Origin of the sequence: Vibrio sp. 10N.261.51.F12 (assembly GCF_041471725.1) — a bacterium.
Taxonomy (GTDB): Bacteria; Pseudomonadota; Gammaproteobacteria; order Enterobacterales; family Vibrionaceae; genus Vibrio.
Map to the genome: position 1 here is coordinate 44,532 of NZ_JBFROV010000027.1, position 23,394 is coordinate 67,925.

Here is a 23,394-nt window from a genome sequence, read left to right on the forward strand (position 1 = left end):
TTGTGAAAATTAAACTGTTATCGTTAGTGATGGGTTCGGTCATGCTTACTGGCTGTATGTCAACTCAGGTAGGTGTTTGGGACGACCGTGAAGAGTTGCTCACTAATATTGATTCACAATGTCAGGAACATACTCAAGACTTTACGAAGTATTCGCCTTCTTTTGATACTGCTTCAATGGCAATACTGACGGTGGCGCAGCGTCAATGTGAGGTGACAGGGAAGTACCAAGAAATACGTAAAAATCATAAAGATGTAGAGCAGTTTTTCGCTATCCATGCAGATAAGTCTAAGGAGGAGATTATTGTTCTTCTGGACCAAGATCCAAAGCTAAAGAAAAAATATGACGAATATACCAAAGCCCAGGGTGACATTTTTAGTGCTAACTTAGACCTCGCGGTGAATTTAGGTGTTCAATCGGTAACCGTCGCTCAGGTCTATGCCGAAAATGCGGTACCAATTGCTCAAGCAGAAGCGATCAAAATGGTGACAGGGGCTATTGACCCAGAAGAGCATCCAATTGGGTTCGTTTATGATGAGATGAAAACGCGTGTTTCCTTGATTAGCGAAAGCAACGGCCTAATCAGTGCCGAGCAAGCCTTTATTAAAGAGATGGAGGAAGCCGATAAAGCCATTCAAGCCCGTGTGGAGCGAAACAATGATGCGTCGTAGTGTTTTGACTCTCAGTGTATTGTCTGCCTTGACTCTTGTAGGTTGCCAATCGACAGAAAGGGCAGAAAGTCGCTTACAAACCGCGACACAAAATGGGGCATCTGGCTATGAATATGGCAAGGCGCCAGAAGCATTTAAAGACAACGATATCGAGTTACCAGCGTATTACAGTACCCGTGGTTTGGATAAATGTACTTTTGAAGTCAACAGTGAGCATCCTGACTGTCCATTGAGTAAGAAAGTACTGCGTTTGTATATGAGCGATCCTATTACAGCTGATACTGAAAATCCGAATGACTGGTTGTCGTCGGTTCGAGCTTATGATGGGCGTAAGTTATTAAATCAATTTGAAAACCAATTGGTTGGATTAAATCGATTTCGTATTGTGACCGGTGATGACCGTTCGGTTTCATTCCTTGGCGATTCTATCCAAGGAATGTCTGACAGTGAGCTGGCAAGCCGCATGAAAAATGGCGTGCTTCACCCGGATTACGCCATGACTATCGATTCGGTGAAAACCGGCGAGCTCGTGACTGGTGGTTCAACCAACCTTGTCGACCTTAGTCTCGATTTTACTGTCGGGTTTGTTGACCCTTATACCAAAGAAAAAATCAGCTATCCAAATGTCGGTAAGATAAAGGTTCGTACTGGTGATGTTAAGTCGCTAGACGAAATGAAATTCTGGATGCAATCTGGGAAAATAGAAGGCGGGTTTGATATCTATGACGCTAATGCGGTATCTGCGGTACTAAACGATATGTCGACACGTGGCTTTGGCATTGCCTTGAGCCGTATGTTGTCTGAGATGCCCGCGACGGCGCAAGTGATCGGTATTCGTGGCGACAGGATCTCGTTAGATCGTGGGCAAAACGCAGGTATTTTGCCAGATGAAACCATGGTCGTGTTTGAATATAGCCTTGGCTTTGCTGAGCCGGTTGGCGTTGCACGGGTTAACCCTAGTGATATCGAGTCGCAAGGACGAATCGTACGTTGGAAGGATTCAAAAGATGCCAAGCGTATCAAACAGGAAGCAGATGGTAATATCTATCGCCCAGCGCGAGATGCGAAGCTTTTTGCAGTGAGTGTGGGCACACCACAAGGGTTCCTCGAACATAGAATCTCAGCGAGTGGGACATTGTAATGATGATATTAAGATTGGCGCTATCTAGCGCCATCTTTTTGTCTATGAACGCCACTGCCAGTGAATTCATATTTCAAAAAGACCACGCCGAATTGGTTTATTCATCTTGCGTCTATGGGCGGGGTGCATCCGTTATTGAGCGCGCACAGGTACAGGCAAACACCCAAGCTGTCGAGGCATATCGAACGGCGTATGCAGCATTAACCAGCAGGCAAGTAAAAGAATACGAGGCACAACTGTGGGACGTCGCTGGGTTTGAGCAAGCCCATGGTAATGGCGAGTTCACCGTAACGCTGGGTGAAAGTTTCTTGCAAGGCAGTGAAAGCTGCGTTTCAGCAGTGCTACCACTTAACAATACGTCAGACCATGGCGAGAATTGGATCTGGCATGACGAAGCGCTTGAGGCCAGCTTCAGAATAGAAGCAGTTGGGCATGCCTCAAGCTCTATGACCGCTATTCACACTGCACAAAATAATGCCTTTGAGCTGGCGGTGATGCAGGCAATCAGTCAACTTGTCGTTGATGCTCAGCCTTATCAAAGTCTTGCACGAGCCCATCAAGCGTTCATTAAAGATTGGACATTGCTCGATCAAATTAATCATACCGGCAAAACCGATAATGCCGACCAAATTACGGTTTTGATGAATGTCGATATTGACGTGGTTGCTTTAAAACAGTTCATCGATGACGACTATTATCTTGCTGGTAAACCAAGATTCTTTATTTACGCAGAGAGTGACCAAGTCACTTCATCACTGGCTACGATGATAAGTGAGCTTGGCTATATTACCAGTTTAAGAGCAGACAACGCTGACATCATAATAAAAGCAAGCTCTAAGCTTATTCCCCTAGAAGATACCGCCCAGTTATCACTCAACATGCAGCTGCTTGATAGGTTGTCTCAGCAACTCTCGCATTGGGCCAATGTGCCGCAAATGATTACCTTACCAAACAGTGATGTGGTGGAGTCTAGGCTTGTTGCGGTAAACCTTGAATTAGCACAAGACGAGATTGCGGTAAGTGTCGAGCAAGCGTTGCAACACATCACGACGCTAGGCGGCAAGGTGGTCACAATTGACATGCCAGCTTTAACACCTGCTAAGTTGGCAGGCTTGACCGAATGGCTGCGCTCAGAGTCGTTATTTAGTGAAGCAACGGTTATGAACCAGCAAGACAAGGTTCAAGTTGAATTTAGAACCTTATTAGATACTCAGTTATTGGCCCAAACCTATGTTCCACGAATTGAGCAAGCGATAGACCGTGGTCTATCGATGTCTTCCATCTCAAACAATAAATTGATTTTGAAATAAGGGTACACCATGCAACGTCGATCTAAGTCATTTTCCCAAACACTGCTCACCTTGGTTATGACGTCTTTAACGGTAACCGTAACGGTTGCCCATGCCAATGAGCAAAAGCAATTAGGAGATTGGGTACATTCGCCTTCCGTTGATGATGGATTAGCAGCGGTAGGTTGTGCCTCGTCATCAGGAAACTTTAGTCTGGATAAAAAAAGAGCGGAGAGCCAAGCAAGAACCAGCCTGATTCAATCAATTAATATGAAGGCAACCAATATGGATCGCCATGCCACGGTATTGGTTAGCAATACCGATGGAACCTCGGTTGGCGAGACGTTTGAATCGGTAAGTAAACAAATATCACAAGTGAGGTTAAGACATTCTCAGATCGTTAAACTCGACGTTGGCGAGATCTTTGGCCAGCGTCAAGTCTGTGCGATGGCGGTTCTTGATAGCGCGACGTTAGCCACTTATTTTGATGACCTTGTGGCGAGCACTGGTGCACAGATAGATCCTAATGACCAAGAAGCCATGTACGAAGAGTTTAAAACGCAAAAGGCAATGAATGACTTAGAAAGTGAGTTGAAACGCCTCACTCAATAGCCTTGAGCATTTTGATGATTACCCAGACACAGGTGCTCCTTCCTTCGCTATATCTCGAGGTGATTGGATTACGTGTTACGACTCGGCATGACAGTATCGCCAAGTACGACAGTAGAAAGCGACTTCCAGCACCTATCTCCATTCCTCCTAAAATAAGATTTCACTATGGATTATCTTGAATATCTAAAAAGCCTTTACCAAACATTCTCTGAGACGGAGAAGCATTTCTTTCAGATTGCAGCAACCATCATCTCGTTTTGTCTCATCCCATGGTTGGTACGCGCCACGTTAACTCGCGGTCTTGATTTTAAATTGAATCGAGTTAAAAAAACCTATGAAGTGAGATTTATTCATCGTTCTCAGTACTTCGTTGGCTTTGTCTTTTCCATTTTTTGGTTCCGTTATTTTGGTGTGCAAGGGTGGTATAGCAAGCTAGCTGAAGTCGGGGTTATCTTATTCGCAGTGCTCATGATGCACTCAGTACTTGATTTTTTAGAGGCCAAGATTACCGACAAGGATGAGCTGACTAATATACCCATTAAGCCGTTTGCGGAACTGATTAAGCTCACAAGCTCAGCGTTGATGATTATTATGATGCTGGCTATTTTACTGGAAATCCCGCCGATGGCTTTTGTGAGTAGTATTGGTGCGATGTCTGCGGTGTTGTTACTTGTTTTTAAAGACAGCATCTTAGGGATGGTCACAGCGGTTAAAATCAACATACATCGTTTAGTTCGTAAAGGGGATTGGATCGAAGTAGAACGGTACGACGCTGATGGCGTTATTAAAGACATCACCTTAAGTGTTATTACCGTTGAAAACTGGGACAAAACTACCTCTATAATACCCACTTATGAGATCTTGAATGTTGGGTTAAAAAACTGGCGAAGCATGACCACACAGGGGCGTCGCATAAAAAGGTCAATCTCATTAGACATCAGCAGCATTAAGTTCTTGACGATGGATAAGGTTAATCAGTTGGCTCACGTACCACTGATTAGCACTCAGATCCAACAACTTTGTGAAAGCCATAGACTCAAAGAAATGGGTGATAATATTGACAAACGGTGCATAACAAACGCAGGGTTGTTCCGCTTGTACGTCGAGGCCTACCTTAAGTCTCGCACTGACATTAATGATCAACACACCATGATTGTTCGTCAGCAAAGTGCAACCGCGAAAGGGGTGCCCATTGAGATTTATTGTTTTACGCGAAATACTGATTGGAATCACTTTGAAGAGGTCCAGTCGGAGATATTTGAGCATCTCTATTCAATTTTATACTTGTTTGATCTAAGAGCGTTCCAAGACGTGATGTATCTTGAACCCTCACTAAGCCACATGTCGCAAAAGGCTTCCTAGTGAAACTACAACGGCTCAGGTCGCGACTACTCAAGAAGTTACCGCTCATAGCGACTAACAATTAACAGTTCAAACAGATCAGCCCATCCGCTGTCCCCTCTGAGGTCTGACTAGTCATTAACTTTGCCCGCGCTCATTGAAGTGACAGAAAGAGATAGGGTAGAGTGCAACGCTGTGCAGTACAATTATGCTGGTGGTTGCTATTTAAGCAACTCATCAGCGAAACGAATATCAATCTTAAGCCAATCACGAGATCATCGACTAATGAGCAAGACCTTTCACCATCCCGTACAAATTTATTATGAAGATACGGATCACTCCGGGGTGGTTTATCATCCTAATTTTCTAAAGTACTTTGAGCGTGCCCGCGAGCATGTGCTTGGCAGTGATAAGCTGGCAGAGCTTTGGAATAACCATGGTTTAGGTTTTGCGGTTTATAAAGCGAATATGACCTTTCAAGATGGCGTAGAGTTTGCGGAAATATGTGACATTCGCACCTCGTTTGAGTTGGATGGAAAGTACAAAACCTTATGGCGGCAGGAAGTTTGGCGTAAGGGCGCGACTAAGCCTGCTGTCATCGGCGATATTGAAATGGTGTGCCTTGATAAAGAAAAACGCCTGCAACCGGTACCGGATGATATTTTGACGGCAATGTTTCAGTAGTGCGGTAACCTTATTTCATGGGTATACCGTCGAAGCATATAGCCGTGAAACTCCAATCCTTACATCTCCCTGAAACGATGCGTCTGGCTAGGCGCTAGGTAGCGCTCTATAGTGAGCGCTTTACCTGTTTTAGCTTCGCATATTTTATGCTTGATTTAAGTTTTCTTGCTCCAGGTTGGTTAGGGTAAAGGTATTCATCTCTAGTAAAATTTCACCTTTGCTCCCTCCCACCGTCAGAGCAAAGCGATAATCACTATCCAGACGTCCAAGAATACTTTGCCAATGTGATGTAGATGAAAGCAAAGTTACTGTATCTACTGTATCTACTGTATCTACTGTATCGGGATCTTTTGTTGTTCTTCTCTCGGTGGTCACCCAACTGTTGGTTGATGACTGCTCTGCTTGTGAACCCTCTGTTTGAGAATGGTCATCGCCAATAAATATAATTGGAAGCTGGCGGTATATTTCGAAATGACGTTCTTTTTTTTGAGGGCCTTGAGTCTCATTAAGCGTTAAGTGTTGTCGTTGTTGGTTTGAAAAATCAAAATAGAAACGCTTTAATGAAGTAGCGAGTCCTTTCCCCGTTGCCTTGATGTACGATTCTTTTAGTGCCCACACATCAAAAAAACGCTCGCGTTGTGCGTTTTCTTCCAGTCTCATCAGTTCCTGAACTTCACTATTTGCAAAGTAGTGACTCATGATTGAATAAATGTCGGTTCCTTGTCTTGCGTGCTCTATATCCACACCTAACGTATGTTCTCTATGATGACTTTGTAAAACGCCGATCAATAAGTGGTCTTTGCTATGGCTTAGGTTGAAGTCCAGGCCGGTTTGTTGCTTTTGCTTCGAGCATAACCGCGGCTTGCCTTTATCTCCGTATTCAAAACGCCATTGTGCCGGCTTAATATCAGAATATTGAGACAATATGACACGTAAAAAACCTCGCACAAAGAGCGCTTGAACTTGAGAGTCTTGCTTTCGGTAGCGGTTGACCTTGTGCAATTCTTCATCGCTTAACCACGACGTTATTACACTGGTAAGCTCAGCTTCTGTTGGCAAGTCGCGAAGAGGGCAGAGCCATAATATGACCTTTAAACGACCATCCAAATAATTACTCCTCATTGTATAGTTATGTATTTAAAACCCTCGAATCATACCCGCTATATAGCAATGAATCTATCGACATTTTTGAGCTGATTAATGTCATAAAACTAGCGTAGTATAGCATTTTGGCTTGCAAGGATTATTTTGACATATCTTGCTGTTTGCCCTTATTTATCAGGGTTGAAATTACAAAACTTATGAAAATGATAGCTAGATCGCATTTTGTCACAATCTTGCATAAAATTATTGAGTAATTACTCTAATCTCTTTTTAATCAGTGCTTTAGTGTGAGTATTTGTGCATTAATCGTGTTTTTGTCTTTCTTCAACTGGTCTGAAGAGATGGTCATGAACGGTATGAGCATTGTATCAAAAAGCCGTGTCCGGTAGCCTGCTCAACCATGACAGATACTTAATCATTTTTATCGCGACGTCACGAGCCAAGCTTGGTCGTATTTTAAGCAGGATTTAATGAGCATCGCCCCAGTTAGCCAGCGCAGACGTTGCGCATGAACCATCACCTCACTAAGTGCAATAAATTGCATTTTATAGGTCGAATTTCACCCTGGTTGCCAATAGCTAGCAACCTAAATTTTCGGCTGCGCTTTTTAAAATCTACAACAGATTTTTCTTCCCTATACCCAAAAGCCCAGCATCAAAACATGACATCACCCTCTGTGATTTCCAGTGGAGACTCATAATGAGCCAACCCGATACAAATACACCCGAATCAGTAGACGATACTCGACTGAATAAACGCCTCAAAGATATGCCAATTGCGATTGTTGGTATGGCAAGCATGTTTGCCAACTCTCGCTACTTGAACAAATTTTGGGATTTGATCAGCGAAAAAATTGATGCGATTACTGAAGTTCCGGACACACACTGGCGTCCAGAGGATTACTACGATTCAGATAGAACAACACCCGACAAATCGTATTGTAAGCGTGGTGGTTTTATTCCAGAGGTTGATTTCAACCCAATGGAGTTTGGTTTACCGCCAAATATCCTAGAGCTGACTGATACATCACAACTGCTATCGCTGATTGTTGCGAAAGAAGTGCTCGAAGACGCGAAACTGCCTGAAGGCTATGACCGCGACAAGATCGGTATTACGCTTGGCGTGGGTGGTGGTCAAAAGATCGCTCAAAGCCTAAACGCTCGTTTGCAATACCCAGTGCTGAAGAAAGTCTTCAAGAGCAGTGGTATTAGCGACGAAGACAGCGAAATGATGATTAAGAAATTCCAAGACCAATACATTCACTGGGAAGAAAACTCATTCCCAGGCTCGTTGGGCAATGTGATTTCTGGTCGTATCGCTAACCGTTTCGATCTTGGCGGCATTAACTGCGTCGTGGACGCGGCGTGTGCGGGTTCACTAGCAGCAATGCGCATGGCATTGAGTGAGCTGGTGGAAGGGCGTAGTGAAATGATGATTACTGGTGGTGTGTGTACTGATAACTCACCAACTATGTACATGAGCTTCTCTAAGACACCAGCGTTTACCACCAATGAAACCATTCAACCTTTTGATATCGATTCGAAAGGGATGATGATTGGCGAAGGTATTGGTATGGTTGCGCTAAAGCGTCTTGAAGATGCTGAGCGTGATGGTGATAGAATCTACTCTGTGATTAAAGGGGTAGGTTCATCTTCTGATGGTAAGTTTAAGAGTATTTATGCGCCTCGCCCTGAAGGTCAAGCCAAAGCCCTGAAACGTGCCTACGATGATGCTGGTTTTGCTCCGCATACACTTGGGTTACTAGAAGCGCACGGTACGGGTACTGCTGCGGGCGACGTGGCTGAATTTGGTGGTTTAAATTCAGTATTCAGTGAAGACAACGAGCAAAAGCAGCACATTGCATTGGGGTCGGTGAAATCTCAGATCGGTCATACTAAATCAACCGCGGGTACCGCTGGATTGATTAAAGCGGCATTGGCGCTACACCATAAGGTATTGCCTGCCACTATCAATGTCTCTAGCCCGAATCCTAAGCTCGATATCGAAAACTCACCGTTTTATCTCAATACTCAAACGCGTCCTTGGATGCGTCGAGTGGACGGTACACCGCGTCGTGCGGGTATCAGCTCATTCGGCTTTGGTGGAACGAACTTCCACGTGGTATTAGAAGAATATACCCAAGAGCATGCACGTGGCGATCAGTACCGTCAGCGTCAAGTACCACAAACCTTATTGTTCAGTGCAGCGACTCGCGCCGCGCTCATCGCTGACCTTAAGCAAATTGCTAGCAATGTTAGCGACAATAAGATTGAGTTGACTGCGCTGGCCGAGCAACATGGACTGCGCGAATTAGACGCATCCCATGCTCGTTTGGGCTTAGTGGTGACAGACCACGCTGACTTGCAAGCTCAGTTAGCAAAAGTTATCGCAATGATGGACAGCCAAGACAAGCCATATTGGCAGCTCCCTAACGGTACAAGCTACCGTGAGTCAGCGCTGATTGCGAAGAAGGGCACGGCTAAGGTTGCTGCGCTGTTTGCTGGCCAAGGTTCACAGTACCTCAACATGGGGCGCGAACTGGCTTGCCACTACCCAGAAATGCGCCAACAATTAGCGAAAGCCGATCAAGTATTTGGTCAGCATAAAAAAACCGCGCTATCCCAGGTTCTTTTCCCTATTCCAACGTTCACTGCAGACGCAGAGAAAGCACAGCAATCGGTATTAACCAATACCGCCAACGCGCAAAGTGCTATTGGCACCTTGTCTATGGGTCAGTTCGACATTATGACTCAAGCTGGATTTAAAGCGGACATGGTTGCAGGTCACAGCTTTGGTGAATTGAGTGCCTTGTGTGCATCTGGTGTGATTTCGCAAGATGATTACTACCAACTTGCGTTTGCTCGTGGCGATGCCATGGCAGCAACGCCAGAGCAAGGCGACAGCGGCACCATGTACGCGGTTATTCTGGATGCTGACAAGCTTGCTGTCGTTGAAGCGTGCATTGGTGCGTTCGAGGGGGTAAGCATTGCGAACTACAATGCGCCAACTCAATTGGTTATTGCTGGCCCAACCGATGCCGCACAACAAGCTGCAGCAGCGCTGACAGAACAAGGTTTTAAAGCCATTGCATTGCCAGTATCGGGTGCATTCCATACGCCATTAGTGGCCCACGCGCAAAAACCGTTCGCTACCGCTATTGATAAAGCCACGTTCAGCGCACCAACCGTGCCGTTGTACGCGAATGCAACGGGCAAACTTCACGGCAAAGATGGCAAAGCCATTAAGAAAGCCTTCAAACAGCATATGCTGCAGTCGGTTCGCTTTAGTGAGCAGCTTGAAGCAATGTATGAAGCAGGCGCACGCGTCTTTGTTGAGTTTGGACCTAAAAATATCCTTCAGAAGTTGGTAGAGAAAACACTGGCAGATAAGAGCGAAGCGCTTTGCACTATCAGTATCAACCCAAGCCCTAAAGGTGACAGCGACCAACAGTTACGTTTGGCTGCCGTCCAGCTTTGTGTTGCGGGTGTCTCTCTTAACAATATTGATCCGTACCAAGCGCCAATTGCCGCGCCTGCCAAGCCATCGCCGATGAACATCAAGCTTAATGCAACGAATTACATCAGCCCGTCCACTCGTAACAAGATGGACAAGTCTTTAGCGACGGGTAGCGTAACGGCAAAAACGGAAATCGTTGAAGTAAAAGTCGAAGTTGAAGTTGAAAAGATTGTGGAAAAAGAAGTGATTAAAACAGAATACGTGGAAGTGCCTGTCACCGTTGCGGCTGAGCAAGCTTCCGCACAGAGCGCAACGATAGCTCGGCCTGTCGCAGCCCAAGTTAAGCAAGCGGTCTCGGTCGATGAGTCTTCGCTACAATCTTTCTTCAACGCTCAGCAGCAAGCGGCCGAAGTACATCAACAGTTCTTGGCGATTCCTCAGCAATACGGGGATACGTTCAATACCTTAATGTCAGAGCAAGCAAAAATGGCCACGGCTGGTGTTGCTATCCCAGACAGCTTGCAGCGTTCGATGGAAATGTTCCATCAACATCAAGCGCAAACACTTCAAGCGCACGCACAATACTTACAGCAGCAATCCAACAGCAACACGTCTGCATTGACGATGCTAACAGGACAAGCCGCGACGCAAGTAGCACCAGTTGTGGCTCCTGTTATCGTGACTCAGCAAGCACCAGCGCCTGTCGCTCAGGCTTCTGTAACCCAAGTTCCTGTAACCCAAGCGGCTGCATCTCATGAACCTGTTTCTCATGAACCAGTCGCAGCGCCCGTCACTCAAGCCGTGGCACCGACTCAAGTTACGCCACAACGTCAAGCACCGGTCGCGCAAGCACACGCTGCGAAACCAGCACCAGTAGTAGTGGCGCCAATTGCACCTGCTCCAGTGGTCTCTGTACCTGTCACTTCTGCACCAGTCGCGACAGCGGACGCAGAAAAAGTAATGTTAGACGTGGTAGCGGAGAAAACCGGTTACCCAACTGAGATGCTTGATCTAGACATGGATATGGAAGCGGACCTTGGTATTGATTCTATCAAGCGCGTGGAAATTCTAGGGACCGTGCAAGATGAAATGCCAAACCTTCCAGAGCTAAACCCAGAAGATTTAGCAGAGTGTCGCACACTCGGTGAGATTGTTGTTTACATGAACAGCAAGATGCCAGCGGTGGTTAACGCGCCAGTATCAGCACCTAACACAGCTCCTAACACCGCAACGAATGGTCTTGATGCTAAGGTCGTTCAGCAAACCATGTTAGAAGTGGTCGCCGAGAAGACAGGCTACCCAACTGAGATGCTCGATCTAGAAATGGATATGGAAGCGGACCTTGGTATCGACTCTATCAAGCGCGTAGAAATTCTAGGTACCGTGCAGGACGAATTACCAACGTTACCAGAGCTAAACCCAGAAGATTTGGCAGAGTGTCGTACTCTGGGTGAAATCGTCGATTACATGAACAGCAAATTACCAGCCGATTCTGCGCCAGCTGCTGCTCAACCTTCTGTGAACGTCGCGCCAGTATCCAATGGCTTAGACGCGACGGTTGTTCAGCAAACCATGCTCAATGTGGTGGCAGAAAAAACAGGCTACCCAACAGAAATGCTCGACCTTGCCATGGATATGGAAGCGGATCTAGGCATTGATTCAATTAAGCGTGTAGAGATCCTTGGTACGGTTCAAGATGAACTGCCAACGTTGCCAGAGCTAAATCCTGAAGATCTTGCAGAGTGTCGTACGCTAGGTGAAATTGTTGATTACATGAATAGCAAACTGAGTGTGAGCCCAGCTCAAGCGGTTGAAGCGGCCCCTGTAGCGGGTGGTCTCAATGCGACTCAAGTTCAAGCAACGATGCTGAGTGTGGTGGCAGAAAAAACCGGCTACCCAACAGAAATGTTAGATCTCGCGATGGATATGGAAGCCGACCTTGGTATCGACTCTATTAAACGAGTTGAAATCTTGGGGACGGTTCAAGACGAGCTACCAACGTTGCCAGAACTTAACCCTGAAGATTTAGCCGAGTGTCGTACTCTGGGTGAAATCGTCGATTACATGAACAGCAAGCTGAGCTCGGATACGGCCCAAGCTACGGAAGCTGCGCCAGTTGCTGCTGGAAACAGTCTTAACGCGGAACATGTTCAAGCGACAATGCTTGAAGTGGTGGCGGACAAGACGGGTTACCCAGCAGAGATGCTAGATTTAGCCATGGATATGGAAGCCGACCTAGGTATTGATTCGATTAAACGCGTCGAGATCTTAGGAACCGTTCAAGATCAATTGCCAAATCTACCTGAGCTTAACCCTGAAGATTTAGCCGAGTGCCGTACACTGGGTGAAATCGTGACTTACATGCAAAGCAAGCTTTCGGCAACGAATGAAGTGACCGCTACGGTGACTGAAACGGCGACGCCAATCGTTGCAGCTGTTGCAACAGAATTGCCTCCACACAGCGAGGTGGCGCTAAAAAAGTTACCAGCGGCCGATAAACTGGTCGATTGCTTCTCTAAAGACGCGTGTGTTGTGATTACAGATGATGGTCACAATGCGGGTGTGTTGGCGGAAAAACTGACGGCGAATGGTATTGAAGTCGCGGTAGTACGCAGCCCAATGTCGGCGGCATCACCACTTAATTCAGAAGTCGCGAGCTATACACTTGCCAGTGTCGATGATTCTGGTGTGAGCGCGGTGATCAGCGATATCGAAGCTGAGCTTAAAAAATCAAACAAGGTGATTGCGGGTTTCGTTCACTTGCAAGTGGCAGCGAGCACAGAAAGTGACGCATCAGCCATTAACCTTAACTCGGATGCGAAAGCGTCACTGACTGTCGCGTTCTTGTTTGCCAAGCATCTAAAAACGCAGTTGAACACAGCGACAGGTCGTAGTGCGTTCTTTACACTCAGCCGTATCGATGGTGGCTTCGGTTACCTAGATAGCGAGCAGTTAAAAGGCGCGGAGCTAAACCAAGCAGCGCTGTCTGGTCTCACTAAAACGCTAAGTCATGAATGGCCGAACGTATTTTGTCGCGCACTGGATGCCGCGTCAGCGCTAGACGCTCGTCACTTAGGCGATGCTATTACCGCTGAGCTGTTTGATATCAATACAGATACCGTTGAAATTGGTCTCGGTGAAGCCACTGCTAAAGAATCAGGGCGTGCAACGTTAGTTGCTGCAACACCTGGTTCGGCATTGACTAAAAATACCGCAGCCCAGTTAACAAAGAGCGATAAAGTGCTGGTTACGGGTGGCGCGAAAGGGGTGACCTTTGAATGTGCACTAACATTGGCAAAACAATGCCAATCGCATTTCATCCTAGCGGGTCGTAGTCAACACATTACGCCTGATGAACTACCACAATGGGCGCAAGGCAAACAGCCAAACGAACTTAAGCCTGCGGCGATTGCTCACCTGCAAAGCACGGGTGACAAGCCAACGCCTAAGAAAGTGGATGCGTTGTTAAAGCCAGTATTGAGCAGCCTTGAAATCAATGCCGCATTGCTCGCCTTCAGTGAAGTGGGAGCAAGTGCTGAGTACCTAAGCCTTGATGTTTCAAACCGCGAATCAGTGGCAAAAACACTGGCGGGCATTAACGACATTACTGGCTTGATTCATGGTGCTGGCGTATTGGCTGATAAGCATATTCAAGACAAAACACTCGATGAACTGAATATGGTTTACGGCACGAAAGTCGGTGGACTTGAAGCCGTGCTGAATGGTCTTGATAGCAGCAAACTTAAGCTTATCGCGATGTTCTCATCAGCGGCAGGTTTCTACGGCAATACGGGACAAAGCGACTACGCGATGTCTAATGAGATTTTGAACAAAGCCGCGCTGCAACTTTCTGCGCGTCACCCTGAAGCAAAAGTGATGAGCTTTAACTGGGGACCATGGGATGGTGGCATGGTGAATGCCGCATTGAAGAAAATGTTCAATGATCGTGGTGTCTACGTTATTCCTCTACAAGCCGGCGCTGAATTGTTCAGTACTCAACTGCTAAGCGAAACAGGCATTCAACTGCTTGTGGGAACGAGCATGCAAGGTTCTGACAACAAGGAAGCCGCTGTAAAAAAGCTTAATGCGGAGTCTGTGCATCTTGCAAAGAGTCCGCTAACTACAACGATCACTGTGACACGTATTCTTGAACCAAAGGCCCTGCCTTTTATTCAAGACCACTGCATTGCCGGTAACCCTGTGTTGCCGACAGTGTGTGCCATTCAATGGATGCGTGAAACGGCGCAGCAACAGTTAGGTGTGAGCGTTAGCGTTCACAACTACAAGCTGCTGAAAGGGGTCATATTTGATACTGATGAAGCACAAGAGCTAACAGTGACATTGTCACCTTTGGCGAAGTCTGCGGGTCGAATTAAAGCAATGATTCATTGCCAAGGTCGTCCTCAGTATCAAGCGGAGCTACAAGTTGCCGACGTGCAATGTTCATCGGATGTGCCGAGCGCGTTAACGAAGCAATTTAAGGCAAATGAAGCAGGAAGCGTTGCGACGCAAGCGTCACTGTACAGCGATGGAACCTTGTTCCACGGCCCGAGATTGCAAGGCATCACGACAATAGAACGTTTTGATGACTCAAGTTTACTTGCGCAGTGCCAATTGCCAATCATTGCCGACCGTGATTGTGGTGCGTTTGTCGCGAAAAATGGTTTTGCGGATAGCCAACCCTTTACGGAAGACTACTTACTGCAAGCGATGTTAGTTTGGGCTCGCATGAAATATGGCGCGGCAAGTTTGCCATCGGCAATCGGTGATTTTATTTGCTATCAGCCTTTGCAGGCCGGAGATAAAGGGTGGATAGCGCTGGATGTGATTAAGAGCACAGCTCGTTCACTTCAAGCGAATATCTCACTTTACCATCAAGATGGTCGCGTGAGCGCGGTGATGAAAGGGGCAAAAGTGACGATCAGTAAGAGCCTTAATGATGCGTTTCTCGCCAACTCACCGGTTGCAACATTGGCAACAGAAACGTTGGCAACAGACAAATTGAAAGCAGAAAAGGAGCCATTGTCATAATGACGGTTCCTTCTAATCAAGCGATGCCTTTGCGCATCGCTCTTTTGGCTCAGCCAGCGTTTGCTGCTGAGCTTTCTGCCGACTTATCACCTCTGTTAGCCAGCGTTGAGAAAATCACGATTGGCGATGATTTTAATTCTGCCTTAAACCTTGCCATTGATGCTGTTAATCAAGGGCACTTGGTAGAATTTACCGCCGATCCCGCTGAGACGTTATCCTCTGGTCATCTTGTTACTGGCGCACCAGCACGTATCTGGATGTTGAGCGCACTCACCGCAGCAAAAAATAAGGTCCATCCGCATGCTTATCTAGCAGGAATGGCCGCTGAGCAGCCCTCGGATAACGTTAATACGGCGAGTGAAGCGCACAGTATCGACCGTGCACTTGCGCATGCCAAGCGTTCGAACGGCGATGTTAGCCAGAAAATTTCAACGTCCGCCGTGACGTCTGAAGAGAAGTTCTCTGCGTTGTTGTCTTTGATTCAATCAATCTCAGGCCGCACATTAGCGAACGGCTATTGGTTTACTGAGCCTCATAAAGCACGCGTAGCAACGTTGACCTTTATGGATGACGCGAGTATTAATAGCTCTGGCTCAGTATCGACCAGCCTAGTCCTTACTCAAGCGACCGGTTTACAACCATCCAAGTCGTTGCTATCTGCGACGCGATTGATGTTTGTCGTGTCGGGCACGACCCAAGCCGAGTTAATCGCACGCTTAACGCAGTTGAATGATGATCTTGTCAGTGCCCGTGACTCCGATCATGACGTACTCGCACTGACTACGTTGATGCACCGCAACCTCACGCAGTTTGAGTCTCAATCACCGCCTGTTAATTCACAGGCCAATATCGTGATTCAAGCGGCATCGCTTGAGGCGGCCTTACAAGAAATTAACGCGCTACAGCAAGCGTTGCCGAAAGTGATGGCCGATAACAGTCATTACAAAACCCCAGCGGGTAGTGGCTTTTCTCCAGCACCGACCAGCCAAGGTGGCGTAACGTTTGTTTACCCTGGTGTCGGTACGGTCTATCCGGGCATGTTGCGTGAGTTTCATCAGTATTTTCCATCGCTTTATGCACGGCTAGAGCGTGAAGGCAACCTGGCCGATATGCTGCAAGCGGAAAAAACGTATTCAGATGACGCACAAGAGATGTCACTCAGTGAGCTGGCGATTGCAGGCGTGGGCAGCAGTTATCTACTGACGCAACTGCTTTGTGATGAGTTCGCTGTGAAGCCAGACTTTGCGCTGGGCTATTCCAAGGGTGAAGCCTCGATGTGGGCCAGCCTTAATGTTTGGAAGAACCCTCATGCGTTGATTGAAATGACGCAAACCAGTCCTATTTTTACCACCGCTATTTCAGGCAAGCTCACGGCGGTTCGTGAAGACTGGAACCTGACTGAGACGGATGATATCCGTTGGAACAGTTTTGTGGTTCGCAGTGACGCGGCATCGATTGAGGCGCTGTTAGCCGAATTCCCAAGGGCTTACTTAGCGATTGTTCAGGGTGATACGTGCGTCTTAGCTGGTTGCGAGGAAAGCTGTCGCGCTTTACTTAAAAAATTGGGTAAACGCGGCATCGCAGCCAATCGAGTGACGGCGATGCACACCACACCCGCGCTGAGTCAACATCAGCAAGTTCGTGAGTTTTACACGCAGCCGTTGTTTGATGTATTGCCGCAACATATTCGGTTCATCAGCGCAGCGGGCAATCAACCCGTCAATATAGACAGTGACAGTATTGCACGCGCCATTGCTGATACGTTCTGCTCGACACTCGACTTCACTGCGTTGATACGCAGTGCTCGTGAGCAAGGCGCACGCCTGTTTGTCGAAGTTGGCGCTGATAGGCAAACCAGTACATTAATCGACAAGATTAATCGAAGTGATGATGTCGCCAATCAACATTGTGTTGTTGCCACCAACGCCAAAGGCGGCGAAGACGTAGTGACCTTACTTAAGTGTCTTGGCCAACTTATCACGCATCAAATCCCGCTCTCTGTTGCGCCTCTTATTCAAGGCCTAGAACAGCAGCTCAATGAGTTGAAACATCCGCATGATCTGGCTGCAACAGATACCACAGCAAATAATCATCAAGGAGAGCCAGTGTGAGTTCTCAGCAAAATAACAAAATCGCCATTGTCGGTATTGCCAACCAATACCCTGATGCGGATACGCCACAAGATTTTTGGCAAAACCTGATAGATAAAAAAGACTCTCGCACGACACTAAGCGCAGAGAAACTGGGGGCAAACCCGCAAGACTATCAAGGAACCCAAGGCCAATCGGATCGCTTTTATTGTGATAAAGGCGGTTACATCGAAAACTTTGCGTTTGATGGTCAAGGTTACCGTGTCACGGACGCGTCTTTTAAGGGCGTTGACCAAAGCTTTCTTTGGGCACTGGACACGAGCCGGAAAGCACTCGATGATGCCGGTATTGCCTTAAATGCCGATGTACTTGAACGTACTGGCGTCATCATGGGGGCGTTGTCGTTTCCTACCACGCGCTCGAATGATCTGTTTCTTCCGATGTATCACTCGGTGGTTGAGAAGGCGCTTCAAACTAAGCTCAATAGTGATCAGTTTTCACTATTGCCAACCAATGAGCAAGCGCATGACTTGAATACGGTCAATGGTGCAGCGGCGCACAATGCCTCTAAATTAGTGGCGGATGCGCTAGGACTTGGTAATGTTCAGCTAAGCCTTGATGCTGCTTGTGCTAGCTCCGTTTACTCATTGAAGCTGGCTTGCGATTATTTGAATACGGGCAAGGCTGACATGATGCTTGCTGGCGCGGTCTCCGGTGCTGACCCGTTCTTTATCAATATGGGCTTCTCGATTTTCCACGCTTATCCCGATCACGGTGTGTCTGTTCCTTTTGATAGCAACAGCAAAGGGTTATTTGCGGGCGAAGGCGCGGGCGTATTAGTGCTTAAGCGTTTAGCCGATGCGGAGCGTGACGGCGACAATATTTATGCAGTAGTCAGCGGAATTGGCCTGTCCAACGATGGTCGTGGTCAATTTGTGTTGAGTCCGAACAGCAAAGGCCAAGTACAGGCATTTGAACGTGCTTATGAAGCCTCTGAGCTGAGTCCGGACAGTATCGAAGTGATTGAATGTCATGCAACGGGAACGCCGTTGGGTGATAAAGTTGAGTTGACCTCTATGGAGCGATTCTTTACCGATAAACTTAATGGCTCAAATGCGCCATTGATTGGCTCGGCAAAGTCGAACCTTGGACACTTGCTTACCGCAGCTGGCATGCCGGGAATCATGAAAATGATTTTCGCGATGAAAGAGGGCGTATTACCACCAAGTATTAATCTCGATACGCCGTTGTCGTCGCCTGATGGCCTATTTGGGTCGCAGACATTACCAAGAAACGTGCAAACTTGGCCGAGTAAATCGGGTAACTCTGAGCGTTGTGCCGGGGTCTCTGTGTTTGGTTTTGGCGGCTGTAACGCGCACTTGTTGCTTGAGGCCTATTCGAGTACTGGCGTTGCGTCACCATTCAGCGAACAGGACACCAAAGAACGCCACCCAAGCGCCGCTTCACCGAAGGCATCAAAGCTTAGCATTGCTGGTTTGGCTTCGCACTTTGGTTCATTGCCAAGTATCAATGCGTTAAGTCGTGCGATTGACACCGATGGTAATGCCTTTATTGAATTGCCGAAAAAGCGTTGGAAAGGGCTCGATCAGCATCCAGAGTTACTCAGCCAGTTTGGGCTGAATGCGGTGCCAGCGGGCGCGTATATTGATCAATTTGAGCTGGATTTTCTGCGTTTTAAAATCCCACCGAATGAAGATGATCGTTTGATCTCTCAGCAGCTGTTGTTGATGAAAGTCGCGGACGAAGCGATTCGTGATGCCAAGTTAGTGGCTGGACAAAAAGTCGCTGTCTTGGTTGCGATGGAAACTGAGCTTGAAATGCACCAATTCCGTGGTCGTGTCAACCTGCACAGCCAATTGGCAGAAAGCTTTGCCAATATGGGTGTAGAGCTGTCGCAAGACGAATACCAAGCGCTAGAAACAATCGCGATGGACAGTGTCATGGATGCGGCGAAGCTTAACCAATACACCAGTTTCATTGGTAACATCATGGCGTCGCGTATCTCGTCGTTGTGGGACTTTAATGGCCCGGCGTTCACCATCTCTGCTGCAGAGCAATCGGTCACGCGTTGTATAGACGTCGCGCAAAATCTGATGTCGCAAGAGTCGTTAGATGCGGTTGTGATTGCTGCGGTTGATCTTAGTGGCAGCGCCGAGCACGTTATCCTCAAGAACAGTGTGACGCCAGTGGCAATGCAGCCACAGGATGCCGGTTGGAATGTTGGTGAAGGGGCGGGTGCCATTGTTTTGGTTGACGAGCAGCACGCTGCAACACGCCAAATTACTGAAGATGGTAACGTCACAAGCTATGGTCAAATTGGTGAGCTTGCATTTGGAAACAGTACTCGTAGTCAAGCCGTCACCGACGCGTTATTGACGCAATCTGCTACGCACTCAACCCAAATTGCTGTGGTTGAGCTTAACCACGCGCCAGAGAAAGGCGTGCCTTTGGGGCACACTGACATACTCGTTAACCACGTTGCTAAGCAAACTCAAGCCAGCAAGCGGTTAGGGCATTGTTCAGCGGCTTCTGGTATGGCGAGTTTGCTTCATGGCCTACTCAATCTCAATGGTATTGCTGATCCTGTCGCAGGTCATCTATCCAAACAGGCGATCATTGCTAACGTTAGTGAAGGGCAGTGCTCACAATTGCTTGTCTCGCAATCCAAGATTGAATCCCAAGCATTGACACTTCGCTTACAGCGCGAGATAGCCAGTGATGCGAAGCGTCAACTGATTAAATCGGTGTCCCTTGGTGGTCGCGATATTTATCAGCATATTACGCAAGCGCCATTATCAACCTTGCCACATATTCAACAAAAAATGGTTGGAAAAACAGGTCGCCGCACGGTGTCAGTACCAACGTTGTCGCCAGCGACCGTTGCTATGCCGGTTGAGACTAAATCAGTTAAGACAAAGCCAGCCATTGAAATTCAATCATCCAACTCTACAACTGTGACGGGCGTGGCATTGCATGCAAGCCGTCAGAGTCCGTTTATAGGTAATCACAGCACTATGACTGATGTTTTATCCGCTAAAAATAGCGCGCCGACGTCTCAATTATCCGCGACTCAAGATTCTGCGTTTCAACAAAACCAGCAACTGACGCAGCAAGTTCATCAAGCCTTTTTGCACAATCGCGCACAAGGTTTACAAATCGCCGATGCACTCCTTAAAGCGCAATTGAACGAGATCACTCAGGGCTTAGAAGGTGGCGCAACGACTATTGCGTCTAATAATAGCGCGTCTAATAATATGGCTTCTAACTCGCCATTAGGCACGAACGTTGCCACTCCAATCACTCAAACCGTGGCGGCTACTCAGCCAGTCGTTGAACCTGTGAATGTGTACGCGGCGCCAGCGAGACCCGTTCGTAAACCTTGTATCTGGGATTACGATGATCTGGTTGAATACGCAGAAGGCGATATCGCCAAAGTTTTCGGCCCAGATTACGCTATTATCGACAGCTATAAGCGCCGTGTAAGACTGCCAACTACTGATTATCTTTTGGTTTCTCGCGTGACCAAGCTTGATGCCACGATGCTGGAATACAAGCCAAGCACGATGACGACCGAGTACGACATTCCTGTGGACGCACCCTACTTAGTGGATGGTCAAATCCCATGGGCGGTTGCGGTTGAATCCGGTCAGTGCGATCTGATGTTGATCAGCTACTTAGGCATTGATTTTGAAAACAAAGGTGAACGTGTTTACCGTCTTCTAGATTGTACGTTGACGTTCCTTGGCGACTTGCCTCGTGGTGGTGATACGCTACGCTACGATATCTCCATTAACAACTACGCTCGCAATGGCGATACCTTGTTGTTCTTCTTCTCGTACGAGTGTTTTATCGGCGACAAGATGATCCTGAAAATGGATAACGGTTGTGCTGGTTTCTTCACCGATGAAGAGTTAGCGGATGGTAAAGGTGTCATTCATACTGAAAGCGAAATCAAGGCTCGTCAATTAGCGACGAAGCAACGCTTTGAGCCAATGCTGCATTGCCCGAAATCGCAGTTTGATCACAGTGCATTACGTCACCTGTTGACAGCGAACATCGCGGAATGTTTTGGTCCGACGCATCAATCCAACACGCACCAACCTTCATTGTGCTTTAGTTCAGAGAAGTTCATGATGATTGAACAAGTGAGCCGCGTAGAGCCACAAGGCGGCACGTGGGGTTTAGGTCTGATTGAAGGTCACAAACAGCTAGAGAAAGAGCACTGGTATTTCCCATGTCACTTTAAAGATGACAACGTGATGGCCGGTTCATTGATGGCGGAAGGTTGTGGTCAATTACTGCAGTTCTACATGATGCACCTTGGTATGCACACGTTAGTTGAAAATGGTCGCTTTCAGCCACTAGAAAATGCGCCACAACAAGTGCGTTGTCGTGGGCAAGTATTGCCACAATCGGCTCAGCTGACATACCGCATGGAAGTGACGGAAATTGGTGTTAGCCCACGTCCTTATGCGAAAGCGAACATCGATATCTTGCTGAACGGCAAAGTGATTGTTGATTTCCAAAACCTTGGGGTGATGATCAAGGAAGAAGCAGAATGTACGCGCTACCCTCAACTTATTGGTAGCAGTGAATCGGTAAACGTTGAGGCATTAACGGCTGCAACTGTTGCACCGACAGAAACCAAAGCGAGCAATCAAGCATCCGCCAATGCGCCGTTGATGGCTCAGATCCCCGATTTAGAGACCGCGACAAATAAAGGCGTGATTCCTTTACAGCACGTTGAAGCACCAATCACACCTGATTATCTGAACCGCACGCCGGATACGGTTCCGTTTACGCCGTACCATATGTTTGAGTTTGCAACGGGTGACATTGAAAAATGTTTCGGCCCTGACTTCTCTATTTATCGTGGAATGATCCCACCACGTACTCCGTGTGGCGATCTGCAGCTTACGACCCGAGTAGTAGAAATCAATGGTAAACGTGGTGACTTCAAAAAGCCGTCGTCTTGTATTGCTGAGTATGAAGTACCAGCCAATGCATGGTATTTCGACGAAAACAGCCATGAAACCTTAATGCCGTATTCAGTGCTGATGGAGATCTCTCTGCAGCCAAATGGCTTTATCTCAGGCTACATGGGGACGACCCTAGGATTCCCTGGTGAAGAACTGTTTTTCCGCAACCTAGACGGCAGTGGCAAAATGCTGCGCAATGTTGATTTACGCGGTAAAACCATCACCAATGATTCTCGTCTACTGTCGACGGTCATGATGGGCACCAACATCGTACAGAGCTTTAGCTTTGAGTTGAGCACCGATGGTGTGCCTTTCTATGAAGGCAAAGCGGTATTTGGTTACTTCAAAGGCGCTGCGCTGAAAGATCAACTTGGCTTAGACAACGGTAAAGTGACGCAGCCATGGCATGTCGACAACAATCGTACGCCAGATGTCAGCATTAATCTGCTTGATAAATCAAGCCGTTACTTTAATGCACCTGTATTGGCAAATGGGGCAACACAGCCGCATTATCAGTTGGCTGGTGGCCGTTTGAACTTCATCGATAATGTGCAAATCACCAGTGATGGTGGTAAATCAGGACTGGGCTACTTATACGCTGAGCGCACGATTGACCCAAGTGATTGGTTCTTCCAGTTCCACTTCCACCAAGATCCAGTGATGCCGGGTTCACTTGGCGTAGAAGCCATCATCGAATTGATGCAGACCTATGCGCTAAACAAAGACCTTGGTGCGGGCTTCCGTTCACCGAAGTTTGGTCAGATCCAATCTGAAGTGAAGTGGAAATATCGTGGTCAAATCAACCCGTTGAACAAACAGATGTCGCTCGATGTGCACATTACTGCGATTAAAGATGAAGACGGTAAGAAAATCATTGTTGGTGACGCCAACTTGAGCAAAGACGGCCTTCGTATCTATGAAGTGAAAGACATTGCTATCTGCATCGAAGAAGCTTAAGTGAGAAAGGACAAATTA

Annotated in this window: 10 protein-coding genes; 9 read left to right on the plus strand and 1 reads right to left on the minus strand. The window is 47.3% G+C overall.

Translation table 11 applies throughout. The features are described from left to right. The first annotated feature begins 2 nt into the window (after window positions 1-2). The 6 genes from AB4405_RS15885 (at window position 3) to AB4405_RS15910 (ending at window position 5,738) form a co-directional block, all read left to right on the plus strand. On the plus strand, window positions 3-671 hold the full coding sequence (locus AB4405_RS15885) for a hypothetical protein (RefSeq protein WP_372061776.1): 669 nt from the start codon (window positions 3-5) through the stop codon (window positions 669-671). Next, window positions 658-1,812, plus strand: a complete 1,155-nt coding sequence (locus AB4405_RS15890) for a hypothetical protein (protein ID WP_372061777.1) — start codon at window positions 658-660, stop codon at window positions 1,810-1,812. The genes AB4405_RS15885 and AB4405_RS15890 overlap by 14 nt, the downstream gene beginning before the upstream one ends. Next, window positions 1,812-3,122 carry a hypothetical protein gene (locus AB4405_RS15895; RefSeq protein WP_372061778.1) on the plus strand — a complete coding sequence of 437 codons (1,311 nt, stop codon included), beginning with the start codon at window positions 1,812-1,814 and terminating at the stop codon, window positions 3,120-3,122. Before AB4405_RS15890 ends, AB4405_RS15895 begins: the two co-directional genes overlap by 1 nt. A gap of 9 nt (window positions 3,123-3,131) precedes the next feature. Then, the gene (locus tag AB4405_RS15900; protein ID WP_102469317.1) at window positions 3,132-3,713 is read left to right on the plus strand and encodes a hypothetical protein; all 582 of its coding nucleotides are present in this window, start codon (window positions 3,132-3,134) and stop codon (window positions 3,711-3,713) included. A gap of 165 nt (window positions 3,714-3,878) precedes the next feature. Further along, entirely contained in the window at window positions 3,879-5,075 is a 1,197-nt protein-coding gene (locus tag AB4405_RS15905; RefSeq protein WP_372061779.1) for a mechanosensitive ion channel family protein, read from the plus strand. A 264-nt stretch (window positions 5,076-5,339) separates the two neighbouring features. Next, window positions 5,340-5,738, plus strand: a complete 399-nt coding sequence (locus AB4405_RS15910; RefSeq protein WP_372061780.1) for a thioesterase family protein — start codon at window positions 5,340-5,342, stop codon at window positions 5,736-5,738. Window positions 5,739-5,882: 144 nt separating this feature from the next. Here the strand turns inward: AB4405_RS15910 and AB4405_RS15915 are convergent, their stop codons facing one another. Next, the gene (locus AB4405_RS15915; RefSeq protein WP_372061781.1) at window positions 5,883-6,845 is read right to left on the minus strand and encodes a 4'-phosphopantetheinyl transferase superfamily protein; all 963 of its coding nucleotides are present in this window, start codon (window positions 6,843-6,845) and stop codon (window positions 5,883-5,885) included. A gap of 696 nt (window positions 6,846-7,541) precedes the next feature. Here AB4405_RS15915 and AB4405_RS15920 point away from each other — a divergent pair. From AB4405_RS15920 to AB4405_RS15930, 3 genes are read left to right on the plus strand one after another with little or no spacing between them, the layout of a single operon-like run. Further along, window positions 7,542-15,329, plus strand: a complete 7,788-nt coding sequence (locus AB4405_RS15920; protein WP_372061783.1) for a phosphopantetheine-binding protein — start codon at window positions 7,542-7,544, stop codon at window positions 15,327-15,329. Continuing rightward, a complete protein-coding gene (locus tag AB4405_RS15925) occupies window positions 15,329-17,440 on the plus strand; it encodes a PfaB family protein (RefSeq protein WP_372061784.1) in 2,112 nt (703 codons plus the stop codon). Before AB4405_RS15920 ends, AB4405_RS15925 begins: the two co-directional genes overlap by 1 nt. Next, window positions 17,437-23,376 carry a beta-ketoacyl synthase N-terminal-like domain-containing protein gene (locus tag AB4405_RS15930; RefSeq protein WP_372061785.1) on the plus strand — a complete coding sequence of 1,980 codons (5,940 nt, stop codon included), beginning with the start codon at window positions 17,437-17,439 and terminating at the stop codon, window positions 23,374-23,376. Before AB4405_RS15925 ends, AB4405_RS15930 begins: the two co-directional genes overlap by 4 nt. The last annotated feature ends 18 nt before the right edge of the window (window positions 23,377-23,394 follow it).